The organism is Pseudoruegeria sp. SHC-113 (assembly GCF_025376885.1).
Taxonomy (GTDB): Bacteria; Pseudomonadota; Alphaproteobacteria; order Rhodobacterales; family Rhodobacteraceae; genus Pseudoruegeria.
In genome coordinates this window covers 1,672,887-1,689,894 of sequence record NZ_JAHUBR010000001.1, presented here as the reverse complement: position 1 = coordinate 1,689,894, position 17,008 = coordinate 1,672,887, and the positions used below count along the sequence as shown (strand labels likewise).

13 protein-coding genes are annotated in these 17,008 nt (G+C 66.4%); 8 read left to right on the top strand and 5 right to left on the bottom strand.

Annotated features, from left to right (window positions below; genetic code table 11):
- Positions 1-63 precede the first annotated feature (63 nt).
- From tig to KVX96_RS08380, 4 genes are all read right to left on the bottom strand, one after another.
- Complete coding sequence (tig, locus tag KVX96_RS08395; RefSeq protein WP_261193921.1) at positions 64-1,395, bottom strand: trigger factor; 1,332 nt, start codon at positions 1,393-1,395, stop codon at positions 64-66.
- A 120-nt stretch (positions 1,396-1,515) separates the two neighbouring features.
- Positions 1,516-2,871 (bottom strand): O-antigen ligase domain-containing protein, encoded by a 1,356-nt coding sequence (locus KVX96_RS08390; RefSeq protein WP_261193920.1) that lies wholly within the window; start codon positions 2,869-2,871, stop codon positions 1,516-1,518.
- The gene (locus tag KVX96_RS08385) at positions 2,868-4,322 is read right to left on the bottom strand and encodes a GumC family protein (protein WP_261193919.1); all 1,455 of its coding nucleotides are present in this window, start codon (positions 4,320-4,322) and stop codon (positions 2,868-2,870) included. The genes KVX96_RS08390 and KVX96_RS08385 overlap by 4 nt, the downstream gene beginning before the upstream one ends.
- A 277-nt stretch (positions 4,323-4,599) precedes the next feature.
- Positions 4,600-5,214: a response regulator transcription factor gene (locus tag KVX96_RS08380; RefSeq protein WP_261193918.1), complete on the bottom strand. Its 615-nt coding sequence runs from the start codon at positions 5,212-5,214 to the stop codon at positions 4,600-4,602.
- 263 nt (positions 5,215-5,477) lie between these two features.
- Between KVX96_RS08380 and KVX96_RS08375 the strand changes: the two genes are divergently transcribed.
- The 3 genes from KVX96_RS08375 (at position 5,478) to KVX96_RS08365 (ending at position 10,304) form a co-directional block, all read left to right on the top strand.
- A complete protein-coding gene (locus tag KVX96_RS08375; protein ID WP_261193917.1) occupies positions 5,478-6,857 on the top strand; it encodes a WecB/TagA/CpsF family glycosyltransferase in 1,380 nt (459 codons plus the stop codon).
- A gap of 290 nt (positions 6,858-7,147) precedes the next feature.
- Positions 7,148-7,708: a molybdopterin-dependent oxidoreductase gene (locus KVX96_RS08370; protein WP_261193916.1), complete on the top strand. Its 561-nt coding sequence runs from the start codon at positions 7,148-7,150 to the stop codon at positions 7,706-7,708.
- A gap of 1 nt (position 7,709) precedes the next feature.
- On the top strand, positions 7,710-10,304 hold the full coding sequence (locus KVX96_RS08365) for a PAS domain-containing hybrid sensor histidine kinase/response regulator (protein WP_261193915.1): 2,595 nt from the start codon (positions 7,710-7,712) through the stop codon (positions 10,302-10,304).
- A 139-nt stretch (positions 10,305-10,443) separates the two neighbouring features.
- On the opposite strand, the gene KVX96_RS08360 is transcribed toward KVX96_RS08365, so the two are convergent.
- Positions 10,444-11,682 (bottom strand): polysaccharide biosynthesis/export family protein, encoded by a 1,239-nt coding sequence (locus KVX96_RS08360; RefSeq protein WP_261193914.1) that lies wholly within the window; start codon positions 11,680-11,682, stop codon positions 10,444-10,446.
- Positions 11,683-11,888: 206 nt separating this feature from the next.
- Here KVX96_RS08360 and KVX96_RS08355 point away from each other — a divergent pair, with 206 nt between their 5' ends.
- The 5 genes from KVX96_RS08355 to KVX96_RS08335 all read left to right on the top strand — a co-directional run bounded on the left by KVX96_RS08355 (position 11,889) and on the right by KVX96_RS08335 (position 16,940).
- A complete protein-coding gene (locus tag KVX96_RS08355) occupies positions 11,889-13,136 on the top strand; it encodes an oligosaccharide flippase family protein (RefSeq protein WP_261193913.1) in 1,248 nt (415 codons plus the stop codon).
- A gap of 4 nt (positions 13,137-13,140) precedes the next feature.
- Complete coding sequence (locus tag KVX96_RS08350; protein ID WP_261193912.1) at positions 13,141-14,058, top strand: glycosyltransferase family 2 protein; 918 nt, start codon at positions 13,141-13,143, stop codon at positions 14,056-14,058.
- 21 nt (positions 14,059-14,079) lie between these two features.
- On the top strand, positions 14,080-15,048 hold the full coding sequence (locus KVX96_RS08345; RefSeq protein ID WP_261193911.1) for a glycosyltransferase family 2 protein: 969 nt from the start codon (positions 14,080-14,082) through the stop codon (positions 15,046-15,048).
- Between the two features lie 24 nt (positions 15,049-15,072).
- A complete protein-coding gene (locus KVX96_RS08340; protein WP_261193909.1) occupies positions 15,073-16,098 on the top strand; it encodes a glycosyltransferase in 1,026 nt (341 codons plus the stop codon).
- Between the two features lie 77 nt (positions 16,099-16,175).
- Entirely contained in the window at positions 16,176-16,940 is a 765-nt protein-coding gene (locus tag KVX96_RS08335; RefSeq protein ID WP_261193908.1) for an SDR family oxidoreductase, read from the top strand.
- Positions 16,941-17,008 lie beyond the last annotated feature (68 nt).

Sequence of the window (17,008 nt, the reverse complement as noted above, 5' to 3'; positions counted from 1 at the left end):
GACGCGCAAAAAAAAGGCCGCCCGAAGGCGGCCTTTCTATCCCTGCCCGGTTGGGCGAAAGGATTATTCGTCGTCCAGCGCTTCCACGGCTTTCTCGAGATCGGCCTTGGAGACCTCTTTCTCTTCCACCTTGGCTTGCTCGAAGATGTAGTCGACGACCTTGTCTTCGAAGATCGGCGCGCGCAGTTGCTGTTGCATCTGCTGGTTCTGCTGCACGAATTCGAAGAAGGCGCGTTCCTGGCCCGGGTATTGGCGGGCCTGGTTCAGGATCGCTTGAGTCATCTCGGAGTCGGAGACCTTCACTTCAGCCTTCTGGCCCAGCTCGGCCAGCAGCAAGCCAAGGCGCACACGGCGGGCGGCCAGCTTCAGGTGCTCTTCGGTCGGCTCGATCTCGGCGTGGTCGTGGCCCTGCACGTCCGGGTTTTCTTCGTGCCACAGCTGGTGGGCAATCTGCTTGGCTTCCGCGTCCAGCAGGGTCGGCGGCAGATCGAAGGAGACCTTGCCGTCCAGCGCGTCCAGCAGGCCGCGCTTCATGACGGCGCGGGAGGCACCGGCGTATTCGGCTTCCAGACGCTCAGCGATTTGGCCTTTCAGGGCAGCCAGATCTTCGGCACCGAACTGCTTGGCCAGATCATCGTTGATCTCGGCGGCAACCGGCTTTTTCACGGCTTTGATCTTGCACTCGAACACGGCGTCCTTGCCGGCGAGATGCGCGGCTTGGTACTCGGCCGGGAAGGAGACTTTCACTTCAACTTCATCGTCCTTCTTGGCGCCGACGAGTTGATCCTCGAAGCCCGGAATGAAGGAGTTGGAGCCCAGCACCAGCGGGTAATCCTCTGCAGCACCGCCTTCAAAGGCTTCGCCGTCGACCTTGCCGAGGAAATCGATCGTCACCTGATCGCCGTCCTTGGCTTTGGCGTTGGACTTGCGGTCTTCCCAGTTCTGGGCGGTCTCGGCGAGGTTCTTCAGGGCGTCCTCGATGGACTCCTCATCGGCCTTCACAACCATTTTCTCGAGCGTGATGTCGCCGAAGGAAACTTCCGGGATTTCCGGCAGCGCTTCGTAGGACATCTCGACAGCCACGTCGTCGCCTTCTTTCCAGTCCTCGTTGGTCATCTTGACCTCGGGCTGAAGCGCGGGGCGGTCGCCAGAATCTTCGAAATGCTTGTTCATCGCGCCGTCGATGGTTTCCTGCAGCGCTTCACCCAGAACGCGGGGGCCGAACTGCTTTTTCAGCAGCGCCATCGGAACTTTACCCTTGCGGAAGCCCTTGAGCTCGATCTCGGGGCGGGCTTCTTGAAGCTTCTCGTTGACCTTCGCGTCCAGCTCGTCGGCGCCGATGGTGATGGCGTAGGCGCGTTTCAGGCCTTCATTCAGGGTCTCGGTGACCTGCATTTCGTCGTCCTCGTCTTGGCCGGGCCGCGACGGATAGGCGGCGGGGCTCCTTTAAAATCAGAGGCCCTTCTATTGCCGCTATGGCCTGCGTGCAAGGGAAAAGGCACCCCGAAAGCACAGCTAGGCGGCTTGCGGCGCGGGGCCAGTGCCACAAGGCGCAGCCGAAGCGGCGCGGGCGCGTTTTGCTGCGTGTTTTGCGGCGCGTTTTTCTGCTGCGATTTCGCGGGCGTGGATGCCAAGGATCATCAGGCCGGGCCAGATCAGATAGGCCTCGATCTCGATGTTTTCGCCCATCGACAGCAGCACGCACACCAGCACGATCCCCAGCGGCAAGCGCCCGCGCGCGCCCTTGGCGGCGTCCACGATGGCAAGCCCCGCACTCCACAGAAGCGGGATCAGGAAGGCAAAGAGGCCGGTGATGCCCTTCACGAACAGAAGCCCGTACCACGTGTGGTGGCTGCCGATGGGCATGTATTCCACCGCGTGGCTCCCCGGCGCGACACGGCCATGGCCAAACCACACGGCCTCTTCCCGCCAGCGTTCTTCCGCGATGCGCTGCAGCGTGGCGCGCACACGGGTGCTGTCGGCGCGGGCGTTCTTGAACTTGTAGATCACGTTGCGGATGGCGGTGGCGATCCCGTCAGAAAACATCGAGGCCAGCACGGTGAGGCCCGCGAGCATCATCCATGCCCAGCTGCGCGCCACCAAGGGCAAAAGGCGCGGCGGCAGGGTGCAGCCGACAAGCCCCACGAGCCCCATGCGCGAACGCGAGGCCAGAACCATCAGCACGCCCGCCGCAAGCCCGGCCGCCTGCCAGCGGCGGTCTTTTTCTTCCAGCGCAAAGAGGATCATGATCACGCCCAGTAGTGCCGCAAAGGGCGACCACGGCGCATAGAACTGCCAGCGCGGCTGCCAGCTGGCCGGATCGAACGTGAAGAAATAGACGCTGAAGTATTCCGGCCCCGGCCCGCCTACGGCCTTAAGCGGCGAGGTGAAGATGCGCTCGGGCAGGCCGATGTAGGGCGCGGCAAAAAGGATGGGGATCAGGATCAGCGTCCAGAGCCCGACCACGCATTGGCCCCGCACCAGTGCTTCGCGGCGGATCGGCAGCACGGCACCGGCCAGCGGAAACAGCGCCATCAGGGCCCAGCCCTTGGCCCAGCCGATGGAGGATTTGATCGTCTGTTTCAGGCCGAAGTTGAAATTCACATGCCCCGCCCAGAGGATCACCAGCATCGCAAGCATCCCGATCATCCAGCCCCAGACAACCGGCGGGATCGGGCTTGCGCGCAGATCGCTGCGCATGGCGGGGCCGAGGTAGAGCGCGATGGCGGCCAGCCCGCCCAGCAGCCACGCCAGCACCGGGCCGACGATGTAGAGCGCGCCGAAGGCATAGAAGGGCCAGGTCCAGGCCAGCGTGCGGTAGACCATCCGCTCCGCCGGGTTGGCCGGGGTGAAGCTGGAAAACCCCATCATGCGCTTGCGCCTTCGGCCTGCGGCGCAACGGCGGCGGTGTTGCCCGGCGTGGTGAGCCAGCGGATGATGCCCCGGCGCACCCAGCCAAGCCCAAGGGCGATCAGGATCATGAAGGTGGCCGCACCGCCCGCAACGATGGCAAGCTTCTTGCGCGGAGAGGAGGGCTTGTCGGCCAGCGTCGGGTTTTCCAGCACCTGCACGAGCGGATAGGAGGCAAACACATCCACTTTGGAGGATTGCGCGCGGGCGATGGCGGAGGCGAAGACGGCCTCGGCCACCTGAAAATCGCGCTGCATGTCCTTGAGTTGCGCGGCAGCCAGCGAGGCCGTTTCCAGCCGCTGGCGCTCGGCTTCGTAGCGGGCGTTGAGCACCTCATACTGCGCGGCCAGCCCGGCGCGCTCGGCCTCCCCGCGCAGAAGATCGCTCATCAGCGCGGTGCGATCGCCTTCTTGCGAGAGGTTCAGTCGCTGCGCCTGTGCCGGTGCAAGGCCGGTGATGGCCACGGCTTTGATCAGCGCGGCCTCGGCGGCCTGGCTGTAGGTGGAGGTGGCGGCGATCATCTGGGGATGCTGTGCGCCGTATTTGGACGCGGCTTCCGCCCGCAGCGCGGCCTTCTCGGAGGCATCCTTCTTCAGCGCCATATATTCCTCATCGGCGGCCAGATCGAGCGCGCGGGCGGCCTGCGCGGCGCTCATGCCCAGCGCAGCTTCCAGTGCAGCCACGAAAGCGGTGCGGTCCTGCAGCTTGGCCTGCAGCGCGGCCACTTCGGCGCGGCGGATGTCGTTCTCGGTGACTTGTGCGGCGAATTGATCGTCCGACAGGAAGCCGGTTTCACCTTGCAGCCGGGTGACGCTCTCGCGCGTGGCCATGACGGAGTTGCGGTATTCCTCGATGGCGGCGACGGCACTTTGCTCGCGCACTTCCAGATCATCGCTGCGCAGACGGTCCAGCTCGGCAAAGAAGGTGGCCAACAGCGCCTCGGCCTGCGCGCGGGCCTCTTCCGGGGAGCCGGCTTTCAGCTCGATGTTGATGAGGCCGGTCTGATCCACCAGTTCCACGCGCGGGCGCGCGAAAGCGGCCACGGGGATGTCCATCCGCGCGGCGGCATAGGAGCGGGTGCGGTCGGCGGCGAGCAGGCGCTTGTAGGTTTCGGTGGGGCTGACCGAATGGCTGGCGAAGGCCGAAGACGCGTAGGAAGAGGCCTGCCCGATGCTGTCGAGGTTAACGGACGCTGACACGCCCGCGCCCGGCAGGATCAAGCTGGCTTGCGAGGTATAAGTGGGCGGCACGCTTTTCAGGTAGCCGATGATCGGCACCCAGACCCCGGCTGTGAACAGGGCGAATACAACCAGATAGCGGGTGTAGCGCCAGAACCGGCTGCGCGCCTTGCGCGGTTTGGCCGGGGTGACGGGGGTGGCGTCTTCGGCGGCGGGGATCTGGGCTTTCATCATGGGGGCACTGGCTCACTGGCTTCGGGATGCCGCCCTTGTGCCAGTTAAGAGCGTTTTGGCGCGTGATCCCGGGCGGAGGCCAAGTGAGGCATTGGCTTAGGCGGCCTATCCGGTTGGGTAGTGAGCAATATGCGAACCGCTCTCCAAGAGCGGTAAGCGCTCGCCCGGGTGGGCGCGAACGCGCCCGCGTTGTGCCGGAGGCACACCTTCGGTGTGACGGGCGGGCGGGCGCGTGCCTGTTTCTGGCGAAACAGGATCAAAAGCAAAATGAAATGGCCTAAAACGCCCCAGCATCCCGCGCCACAAGCGCGGCCTGCGTGCGGTTGGCGACATTCAGCTTCTTGTAAAGAGTCTTGACGTGAAGCTTCACGGTGGGTTCGGACAATTCCAGATCGCGCGCGATTTCCTTGTTGGATTTGCCTTCCGTCAGCCCCCGCAACACCTGCGTTTCGCGCTCGGTGAGCTTCTTCAGCAACGCGTTGTCGTTTTCCTCGGGCGCGGCCGTCATGAAATCGAGCGGCGCGTATTTCTCGCCCATGGCCATGAACTTGATCGCGTTCACCAGCGATTTCGCCGGCAGCGTCTTGGGAATGAAGCCCATCGCCCCCTGCTCCATCGCGGCTTGCGCCACGCTGCGATCCGCCTCGCCCGAGATCAGCGCCACCCGGTGCACGCCGTTCATGCCCAGAACCTTGGTCAGCCCCTCAAGCCCGTTCATGCCGGGCATGTTGTAATCCAGCAGGACCAGATCATAGGTGTAATCGCCGTCGATCAGCTTGCAGGCTCCCGCGAGATCCGCCGCCGTGTGGGTCTCGATCCCGTCTTCGTTTTTCATGAAGGCGACAAGCGCGTCGCGCAGGAGGTCGTGATCGTCTGCAATAAGGATACGCAAGGGCTGGCCTGTTGTTCTCACAATGAAACTCTGAGGCGAGTTTAGCCCGTTTGCGCGCAAGGGACAGGGAAAAAAACACCCGTGCTTTCCCCGTTTTGCGCCGCCGCCCTATCCTTTTGCGCGCCCTGCTTGACCAGAAGGGAAACCTTCCCCTCCGCACGGGCCAAACCCCAGCCACCCGAGAGCGCCTTTTGTCCGCCCGATATGCGGTGGCCGCTGCCCGGACCTGTCAAAACCAAAGGCAGCAAAACGGAGTTTACCCGATGGAAATGCGTCACGAGTATCTTGTTCCCAAGGCAGACACGCCGCGCCCCCAGCTGCCGGTGGTGGAGGTGCTTGGCACCCCCCTCGCCAATGCGACCGCTCCCCAGGCGATCGCGGCCATCTTCGCCCCCGGCCGGCGGCGTGTCTGCTTCCTGAATGCCCATTGCGCCAATATGGCGGCAAAGAATACAGCCTACCGCAAGGCGCTTGGCCGCGCTGATCTGGTGCTGGCCGACGGCATCGGCGTGGAGCTTGCCGCCCGGATGAAAGGCGCGCAGATCGCCGAGAACCTCAACGGCACCGATCTGACCCCGCGCGTGATGCGGGAAGCCGCCGCCCGGGGGATGAGCGTCTTCCTCTTCGGCGGCAAGCCCGGCACCGCCGAGCGCGCGGCAGAGGCCATCAGCGCCGCCGTCCCCGGCCTGCGCATCGCGGGCACCCGCGATGGCTATGATGGGGCCGAAGATGCCACCAGCGCCATCGCCGCGATCAATGAAAGCGGGGCCGACATCGTGCTCGTCGCCATGGGTGTTCCGCGTCAGGAGCTGTGGATGGATCGCTTCGCCCCGCTCTTGAACGCCCAGATCACCATCGCCGTGGGTGCACTCTTCGATTTCTGGGCAGGCAATGTGCGCCGGGCCCCGCGCCCGGTGCGCGCCGCGCGGATGGAATGGGCCTGGCGTCTGGCGATGGAGCCGCGCCGCATGGCCAGCCGCTACCTGATCGGCAACGCCACCTTCCTCGCCCACGCCGCCAAGGATGCGCTCAAGGCCCGCGTGGCACGCTTTTCCCCCAAACGGGTGCTGGACATCGCCGTGAGCCTCGGCGCGCTGGCGATCCTCGTGCCCTTCTTCGTGCCGCTGATGATCGCGATCCGGCTCGAAAGCCGCGGCCCGGCCATGTTCCGCCAGACCCGCGTCGGCAAGGATGGCGAGACCTTCACGCTCTACAAGCTGCGCTCGATGTATCTGGACGCCGAGGAGCGCCGCGCCGCGCTGCTGGCCTCCTCGGACCGCGAAGGTATCTGCTTCAAGAGCAAGAACGACCCGCGCGTCACCCGCATCGGCCGCTTCATCCGCCGCTATTCGCTCGACGAGCTGCCCCAGATCCTGAACGTGCTGAAAGGCGACATGTCCATCGTCGGCCCGCGCCCCGCCTTGCAGGAAGAGGTCGCCGCCTATCCGCCGCAGGCACTGGAACGCCTGGCCGTGAAACCCGGCCTCACCGGGCTCTGGCAGGTCTCGGGCCGCGCCGACATCGGCTTTGAGCGCATGATCGACATGGATGTCGCCTATGTGCGCTCCCAGAGCCTGCTGCTCGATCTGCTGTTGATCGGCCTGACCTTCCGCACCGTCGTCTCCGGGCGCGGTGCCTACTGACAGGGGCAACAAAACTTGGTCAGGTTTGCGAAGGGCCGCCACCGTCCGCAGGGTGGGGGTGAAGCCCCCGCCCGTGGGGGGCGGACGGGGGATGCCCGGCGTGCCGCCGGGCGAAAGAGAAGGACCGGATCGCGCCTCTGACCTGCTTCGAACCTTCCCATAGCGGCTGCATCATCCCCTGAAACAGCAGCCGCTCAGGGCCCCTACCCGATCGGATAGGGGCCCATCCGCTTGGGGCCACGCGAAGCGGCTGCGCATCGGGCAAACTCAGCCCAACGTGGAGAAAAGCGATGCTTGTCCCTTTTGCCTTTCGCGCGTTGGTCGCGCCGCTCGCCATTGCCCTTGCGCTGGCCATCGGGTTGCCCCTCGGCCCGAAGCCCCTGCCCGTGGGCGAAGCCGCGTCCCTGATGGCTTTGCCGATCTCGGAGCAAGCGCCCGTGGCGGGCGGCGCCCTGACCATCCTTCCCCCTGACGGCGCAGCCTTCGCGATCAGCCTTGAAACCCTGCGCAGCCTCAAGCGCACCCAGTTCACCACCAGCACGATCTGGACGGACGGCAGCCATCATTTCACCGGCGTGGCGCTGGCCGATCTGCTGGCCCACCTCAACGCAGGCGGGCAAACCGTAGAAGCGATGGCGCTCAATGACTATGCCGCCATGATCCCGCCCGGCGATCTGCGCCACGGCGCAGGCCCCGTCATCGCCTATGAAATGGACGGCCAGCCCCTGCCCCGGCGCGGCTTCGGCCCGCTCTGGCTGCTTTACCCGTTCGACTCCTCTGCCTATTTCCGTACAGAAAGCGTTTACGCGCGCAGTGTTACACAGCTTAATAGGCTCAGGCTGGATCCGTGACATGGTGAAGCGGAAGCCGCAGGACGCGTGGGGCTGGATGCAAGACACCACCACAGAAAACAGGGGCTTGCATGGCGCCCTGCGCTGGGTTTTCGGGCTCGGCGCTTTGCTTTGTGCCGTGGCCATCGTGGTTCTTGGGCGCAGCGTATATTCCGATCTGCTGGAGCTGCAATCGGCGGACCATGACAGCGTGCAATGGACGCTCTCGCAGGTAGAGATCGAATTCCTTGACCTGCACATCGCGCTGGAGGAGGCCGAGCATGAACCCGCGCCGGATTTCTCCGCGGTGCGCAAGGATTTCGACATCTTCTACAGCCGTCACCAGATCCTGTCGAACGGCTCCGCTTTTGCGCCCGCACGCGCCCAGCCCGAAGTTCAGGCCGCACTGGACCGGATCGGCAGCTTTCTGAACGACGCCGCCCCGATGATCGACGCAGACGACGCAGCGCTGCAAGCCGCCCTGCCCGCGCTTCTGGGCGAAGTCGACGCCGTGCGCCCCGTGGTGCGCTCGCTCTACCTCACCGGCCTTGCCGCCTTCGCCGACACCTCCGACAACACCCGCGCACGCATGTCCTCCACGCTGCTGGGGTTCACGGTGTTCACATGCGTGCTTTTCGTGGCGCTGGCGCTGCTGGCGGCCTATTCGTGGCGCGAACACAGCCGCAGCCGCCGCCGGGGCCAGAAGCTTGCGCGAGCGAATGCGCATATGGAAACCATCCTCTCCACGGCGCTCGACGCGGTGATCGTGGCGGACTCCGAGGGCCATGTGCTGGATTTCAACCCGGCGGCCGAGGCGATCTTCGGCCACCGGTTCGAAGATGTCAGGGGCCAGAAAATCGGCGATCTGATCGTGCCGCCCGAGCTGCGCGAGGCCCATGCGGCCGGCATGGCGCGCATGGCCGCCACGGGGGAGAAGAAGCTCGTTGGCAAGGGGCGGATCGAACTGGAAGCGGTGCGCAAGGACGGCAGCCGCCTGCCGGTGGAGCTGGCCCTGCAGTCGGCGATCAGCGACGCGGGCGAGATCGTCATCGCCTTCCTGCGCGACATCACCGCCCAGAAGGAAAGCGAAGCGGCCCTCACCGAGGCGCGCGATGCGGCGCTGGCCGGTGAACGGGCGAAATCGGAATTCCTTGCCGTAATGAGCCACGAGATCCGCACGCCGCTCAACGGGCTTCTGGGCAACCTCGCCCTGATGGGCGACACGCGGCAGGATCCTGAGCAGCGGCAGTATCAGTCCAACATGGAAATCTCGGGCCGCCAGCTGATGCAACACGTCAACGCGATCCTCGACATCGCCCGTTTCGAAGCCGGCAAGCTCCCGGTGGAGGAAGCGCCGCTGCATCTGGGGGCCTTCCTGCAGGAAGTGGTGGACGGGCAGGCCAGCGCAGCCGAGCGCAACGGCACCGCGATCAGCTGGGCCTGGGCGGGGGCATCGCTTGACTGGGTCAGTGCCGACAGGGGCCGGATCGAGCAGATCCTTCTCAACCTCGTGGGCAATGCGATCAAGTTCACGCGCAATGGCCGGATCGACATCGAGCTGGAGCAAGACGAAGCCGCCCCCATCGGCGCGCCCAACGTGGAGTTTCGCGTGATCGACAGCGGCATCGGCATCCCCGAAGCCGATCTGGGGCGCATTTTCGAGGATTTCGAAACCAGCGGCCCGCCGGTGCATGGCAAGGAGTCCGGCACGGGGCTGGGGCTCTCGATTGCGCGGCGGCTGGTGCAGCTTCTGGGCGGCGAGATCGGCGTGGAAAGCACCGAGGGCGAAGGCAGCGTCTTCTGGTTCCGCCTGCCGCTCCCCCCCTGCGCCGCGCCTGCGGACGCCGATCCGGCCCCCGCTGCCAAGCCGCGCCTGCCCCGGATGCATGTGCTTGTGGCGGAAGACAATGAAATCAACGCCTTCGTGGTGAAGCGGCTGCTAGAGAAAAGCGGCCACGCCTGCACGCTTGCCGCCAACGGGGCCGAGGCCGTGGCTGCCGCCTGCGACGGCGGCTATGACGTGATCCTGATGGACATCAACATGCCGGTGATGGACGGGCTCACCGCCACGCGCCAGATCCGCGATCCGTCCCATGCGGCTCATGCAGTGCCGATCTATGCCTTCTCCGCCAATGTGCTGCCCGAACACAAAGAGAAATACCTGCAGGGCGGGATGAACGGCTTTCTCGGAAAGCCCGTCTCTGCCGCCGAGATCGACGGTGTGCTGCGTGAGGTGGCCGGGCTGTCCGCCGGTTCCGCCGAAAAGAGCCCTGCGCCCGGAGCAAGGACTGCGCTGCGCAATGGTTACACGGTCGATCTGATGGGGGCGGATGGCTACAACGCCATGCTGGCGCGTTTCAGAGACGAGATCGGCGCGCTGTTCACAGAGGCAGAGGCCCTGATGGAGGCCGACGCGCCGGACGCCGGCCCGCAGATCTCGGCGCTGGCCCATAAGGCGCTGGCCTCAGCGGGGCTGTTTGGCGCGGAGGATTTCGGCGCGGATCTGAGGCAGCTTGAAACGCTCGCCAAGTCCGCAAAAGGCGCAGCCCTCGCCGAAGCCGTGGCCCGTGCGCGCACGGCCTGGGAGGCGACGGAGCCCAGGCTTGCCGGGGCCTGATCTGGTTCCTAGTAGGAATTTATTAGGGACTAGCCCCTAGTTTAAAGGCCGTGGGGCCCGGCTGCCCCTCAGGTTGAAAAAGAGCGGGGGGCTGTCTGCCCCCCGCGCCCCCCGAAGATATTTTTAGAACAAAGTAGGCTCAGTTGAGCGCAAGGGCGACGCCGACAAGGCCCAGCACCCGCGCGACTTCGGCAATATTGGTTACGGTGCTGTCGTAGCAGGCCAGCGCGTCGCCGGGCAGGATGTAAGGGTCGTAGTCGTCCCGGTCGCCGCGATCGAGCATGGCCTCGATGTCGCGATGCATCACCACCGAAACCCCGGTTTCCGGGTTGCGCGACAGAAGTGCGGCGGAGCGGTGGGCCGAAGAGGTTTTGGCGCCGCCGACGCAGTTGCTGTCCACCACCGCCTGCAGGAAGCGCGTGCCATAGGGCATCTGGCGCACGTCGCGGCCGATGGCGGAATTGGCGTTGTGCTGCGCCGGTTGGGTGAGGTTGGAGAGGAACATCGTCACGCCGGGCGGGCTGATCGGGCTGGGACGCATGAGATCGTCCTGGAAGCACTGGCGCGAGGGCACGAAGATCGTGTCGCCAGTGATCAGCATCACGTCGATCATGTTGCGCCCCTCGAAGACGCCGCGCATGTCGATCACGTGGAGCTGGCCGTTGCGGCGCAGCTCGACGGCGGAAATATCGGCATCCGGGCGCACTCCGCCTACGGCGCGCAGGGCGGCCGAAAGATTGCGCGCCTCAGTGGAAGCGCCGAGTGCAAGCTGGCGTTCGGTGTCTGTCTCATCGCCGGACACGCCGCCGATCTCGATCTGGTGCGGCTCGAACACCGAGCCTGAGACCCCAACCGTGACGGAGGCGAAATCCGCTATGCGCACCGAAAGTGGCGGCAAGGTTTCGTAGAGGCCGGAGGCCAGCAGCTCCTGCTCCAGCCGGGCCTCGATCTCTTCCACGCTGCGCCCCTGCGCGGGGATCGCGCGGATGAAAGGCAGCTTCAGCGCCCCATCGCGGGAGACGACATAGCGCCCGGTGAGATCCACATCCGCGCCGACGCGCACATCGAGGATGTCGTTGCGCGAGACGCGTTCGCCCTGCAGCGCCACGGTGTTCAGGCCACCGCCCTTGCCTGCATCGCCGCCGCCATCGCCGCGCCACGGCAGGCATTTCTGAGCGTTCATCCCTTCGGAGCGCAGCAGGGGCTGCTCGCGCTGGCGCGGATCGGGATCGCGGTATTGCGCCTGATAGCCATCACCGCGCGCGACGGGTTCGATGTTCTGGGGATTGCCCACGGGCGTGCAGCCCACCGCAACGGCGGCGAACCCAAGCAAAAGCGCCCGCTTGAGCGGCGCATGTCCGATTTTGTTGAGGGTCACTGCTACACCTCGATTTTATTGAGCAACACTAGAGCATTAATGCCGCGCGCCACCTAGCGCGAGGCTCCCGCGCGGATCGTATTCCTATCCGAATGGGATAATTCTGCACCAATTTCGCCGCCCATCAGCCATCCGGCACGGCGCGGGCGCGGCTGGGGACCGGCTAGGGTGCAGCCAGTTCATAACCCCAGCGAGCCTAAATACCGATGCGCCCCACCCGTCTCAACGCCAAGTCCTTCGCCGCCAACCTGATGGCCTATGGCGCCAGCGAGGTGGCTTCGAAACTGTCGCGCCTCTTCGTGGTTTTTGCCGTGGCGCGCGCCCTGTCGCCCGAGCAGATCGGCACGGCCGCAGCCGCGCTTGCCGTGGCCGAAATCGTGAAGGCGATGGCGGAAAACGGCGTGGTGCAGCGGGTGATCGCCGCCGACAAGGGCGCGCTGGAGGGCACCTGCAAGGCAGCCCGCCGCATCGTCTGGGCCTGGTGCCTGGGCCTGTTCGCGCTGCAATTGGCCGTGGCCGCAGCCCTCTGGGCCGCCGGGCTGCCGGTGATCGCTGGCCTGCTGGCCGTTGCCGCGCTGGAATACCTTTTCATGCCTGGTGGCATCGTGCAGGCCGCGCTGGCGATGCGCGATGGCAAGATGAAGCAGATGGCTGCCATCTCCGGCGCACAGATCGTTGGGGCGAACGCCGCCGCCGTGGCGCTAGCGCTGGCCTTCCCCTCGCCGCTGGCGCTGATCCTGCCGCGCGTGCTCTCCGCGCCGCTCTGGCTGATCGCCGTGCGCCGCCTGCGCCCCTGGGCCCCGGTGCCGGGTGTTTCTGCAGCGCCGCTGCGCCCCTTCGCCACCTTCGGCGCGCCGATCCTTGGCACCGAGATGGTGAAGGCCCTGCGCCTGCATGCCGACAAGCTGCTGGTGGGCGCGCTGCTCGGCGCGGATGCGCTTGGCTACTACTTCATGGCCTTCAACGCCGGCCTCAGCCTTGCGACATCCTTCACCGCCGCCCTTGGCACCGTGCTGTTTCCGCAGCTCTGCGCCGCCGGCAAGGGCAAGGGTGCCTCGCTGCAGGCCGCCGGGATCGCCCTTGCGATGATCGCCCCCTTCGTGGCGGCGCAGGCCCTGCTCGCTCCGCTCTATGTCCCGGCCCTGCTGGGCGCGGATTGGGCGCTGATCGCCCCTACCGTTAGCGTGCTTTGCCTCTCTGCCCTGCCGCTCACGCTCTGGACGGTCTGCGCCGCGCAACTTCGTGCCGAGAACCGCCCGCAGGTGGAGCTGTGGATCACGCTCGCCCTTACCGGTGCGCTCGCCGCCTCCACCGTGGCCACCGCGCCTCTGGGCCTGACGGCCATGGCCTGGGGCTACCTCGCCACCTGCTGCCTGATCCTCGGCCTTGCCGCCCTGCGCATCCTCTCCCCCTTCACCGCGCCCACCCCGCGCCACGCCCAACCGGAGGCCTGATCCGATGACAACCTTCTCCATCATCCTGCCCTGCTACAACGCGCAAACCACCATCGCCGCCACGCTCGACAGCCTGATCGCCCAGAGCTTCACCGATTGGGAGGCGATCTGCGTAGACGACGGCTCGTCTGACGCGACCCTTGCCATCCTCAAGGCCTATGCCGCCCGCGACCCGCGCATCAGCCTTGTGGATGAGGGGCGCAACGGCCCCTCCGGCGCGCGCAACCTTGGGGCCGCCCGCGCCACGGGCCGCTACCTCGCCTTCTGCGACGCCGATGACCTCTGGACCGATACCAAGCTCGCCGATCTCGCCGAAGCCTTCGCCGCCACGGGCTCGGACGCGCTTTACAGCCAGATCGCCTTCTTCACCCGCGAGGGCGAGCCCTCCACCACCTCCACCGTGCCGCAGGGTGCGCTGACCATCGCGCAGCTTCTTGGGGAGAACCCGGTCTGCACGCTGTCCAACCTGACCGTGCTGCGCGACGTCTTCGCGCTGACCGGCGGTTTTGCCACCGATATGGCCCAGAACGAGGATCTGGAATGGCTGATCCGAGCCGTGGGCGAGGGCTGCGTGATCCGGGGCCTGCCGCAGTTGCATGTCTGGTATCGCGCCTCCCAAGGCGGGCTCTCCGCCGATCTGGAGAAAATGGCTGCTTCCCGCCAGATCGCGCTGGCCACTGCCGCCCGCTACGGGGTGCAGACCACGCCCGAGGCCGAGGCCGTCTACCTGCGCTACCTTGCCCGCCGCGCGCTGCGGCTGGACATGTGCGGCACCAAGGCCGCCCGGCTCACGGCAGCGGGCCTGCGCGCCTCGCCCCGCGCTTTTCTGTCGCCGCTGCGCCGGGGCGGGCTGACCGCACTGGCCGCCGCAGCCGCCCCCGCCTTGCCCCGCTCCCTGCGCCAATCGCTCTTTGCCCAGTAAAACTGTTTGAAAGTGATCCCCATGCCCCGTTTCAGCATCGTCGTTCCCGCCTTCAACGCCGCCGCCACCATCGCCGAAACCCTGCGTTCGCTGCAGGCCCAGAGCTTCACCGACTTCGAGGTGGTGATCATCGACGACGGCTCCACCGACACCACCTCCGCGGTGGCCGCGCCCTTCCTCGCCGACAGCCGCTTTCGCTACATCCGTCAGGCCAACCGCGGCCTTGCAGGCGCACGCAACTCCGGCATCCACGCCGCCCGCGCCGCCCTCATCGGCTTCTGCGACTCCGACGATCTCTGGGCCCCGAGCAAGCTTGCCGCCCATGCCGCCCATTTCGACAGCGACGCCACGCTCGGCCTCTCCTTCGCCGGCAGCGCGCTGATCGATATGGAGAGCCGCCCCGTCGGTATCTCCCAGCGCCCGCGCCTCACCGGGATCACGCCTGCGCATATCCTGAAGCGCAACCCGGTGGGCAATGGTTCCGCCGCCGTGATGCGCCGCGCCGCGCTGGAAGAGATCGCCTTCCGCCAGCCCGCCAACTCCAGCCGCATCTGCTATTTCGACGAACGCTTCCGCCAGTCCGAGGACATCGAATGCTGGCTGCGCTTTGCGCTCACCACCGATTGGAAAATCGAAGGCGTGGCGGGCGATCTGACGCTCTATCGCGTCGCGCCCGGCGGGCTTTCGGCCAGCACGGAAAAGCAGCTCGCCAGCTGGGAAAACGTGATCGCCAAGCTGCGCCCGCTCGCGCCCGAGTTCTTCGCCTCTCACGAAGGTGCGGCCCGCGCCTACCAGCTGCGCTACCTCGCCCGCCGCGCCGTGGCCGCCCGCGATGGGCGGGCCGCCCGCCACTACCTGCGCCGCGCGCTCACGGCCTCGCCCGAGCCCTTCCTGCACGAACCCGGCAAAAGCCTGACCACCGTCGCCGCCGCCCTCGCCCTTGCCATTCCCGGCATCGATCCCCTCCGTTTCACCCGCCGCGCCGCTTAAGCGCCCCATCGAGGAGACAGACCCATGACCAAGCAACAGATCCTGCACCTGATGGATGACACCACCGCCGGCGGCGTGTTGCGCGTTGTCGATTACATCACCGGCTGCGAAGCCATCCGCGCCGATGCCGAGCACCGCGTGCACGTGCTGCCCCGCCGCGGCGCGATCCTGCCGCCGCAGACGGGTGTGGATGTGATCGTCTCCCATCTCACCATCAGCTGGCGCGCCCTGCCCGCGCTGATCGCTCTGCGCGCCATGCACCCCGCCGCCACGCTCATCCATATCGAGCACAGCTACACGGCCGGTTTCGCTGCCCGCAAAGTGCGCCACATGGGCCGCTTCTGCACCCTGCTGCGCACCGCCTACGCGATGATGGACGCCGTGGTGGCCGTGAGCCGCGATCAGCGCGACTGGATGCGCCGCGAGGGGCTGGCGCGGGCGGAAAAGCTGTTCCAGATCAGCCCCTGCGTGGATCTCACAGGCTTCGCCGCCCTGCCAGCCCCGCAAGGCGCACCGCGCGTGTTTGGCCTGATTGGCCGCCTGCATGAGCAGAAGGGGTTTGCCACCGGCATCAAGGCGTTCAGGGCCACGCAGGATCCCGCCCTGCGCCTGAAAATCTTCGGCGCGGGCCCGCTGGAAGAGGAGCTGAAAGCGCTGGCCGAGGGCGATGCGCGCATCAGTTTCGAGGGCTTTCGCGCAGATCCCAGCCAAGCCATGGCCGAGATCGACTCCCTGCTGATGCCCTCGCGCTGGGAGGCATTCGGCCTTGTCGCACAAGAGGCCCTCGCCGCGGGCCGCACCGTGCTGGTGGCCGATGTCGATGGCCTGCGCGATCAGATCGCCGATGGCGCACTTCGCGTGGAGGTCGGCACGCCGGAGGCCTGGCGCGATGCGATCGAAGCGGCCGCCGACGGAGCCTTTGCGGGCCATGCGAACGCCCCCGTGCAGGCGCTCTCTCAAGCCCGCTTTGCCGCCCGTTGGCAGCAGATGCTGGCGGAGCTGCTCCCGGATGCGGGTGAGGCGGTTCGGGGCGCAGCGCAGGCCGCTTGAGTTTGGCATTACAGCCTCTGCCATTTGCACCCGCCGCCTGCGCCCGCTAGCAAGGGGGAAGGCAACGGGAGGCACGAATGGCAGAGCTGTTTTCACTGGCGGGCAAACGCGCGCTGATCACGGGTTCGACGCAAGGCATCGGCTTCGCCCTTGCGCGCGGTCTGGCACAGGCGGGGGCAGAGGTGGCGCTGAACGGGCGCGACGTGGAAAAACTGACCCGCGCCGCCGCGCAGCTAGAGGCCGAGGGCGCGCGCATCCACCGCCTGCCCTTCGACGTGACAGACCACGCCGCCGCCCGCGATGCGGTGGATGCTTTCGAGGCCGAGGTGGGCCCCATCGACATCCTCGTCAACAACGCCGGGATGCAGCACCGCACTCCGCTTGAGGATTTCCCGGAAGCCGCGTTCGAGCAGCTGATGCAGACCAATATCGCCAGCGTCTTTCACGTTGGGCAGGCCGTGGCGCGCCATATGATCAAGCGCGGCGCGGGCAAGATCATCAACATCGCCAGCGTGCAATCCGCCCTCGCCCGCCCCGGCATCGCGCCATACACGATGACGAAAGGTGCTGTCGCCAACCTCACGAAGGGCATGGCCACGGATTGGGCCCGCCACGGGCTGAACTGCAACGCCATCGCGCCGGGTTACTTCGAAACACCCCTGAACGCCGCGCTCATGGCCGACGAGAGCTTCAACGACTGGCTGCAAAAACGCACCCCCGCTGGGCGCTGGGGCCAGGTGGAGGAACTCGTGGGCGCTTGCGTCTACCTCGCCGCGCCCGCGAGCAGCTTCGTGAACGGCCATGTGCTCTACGTGGATGGCGGCATCACCGTGTCGCTCTGAACGAGTTCTTTGCTTGGAGTATTTCCAACTGCAAGGCCCACTTGGGAGCGCTGGTGACGGGGTGCTGA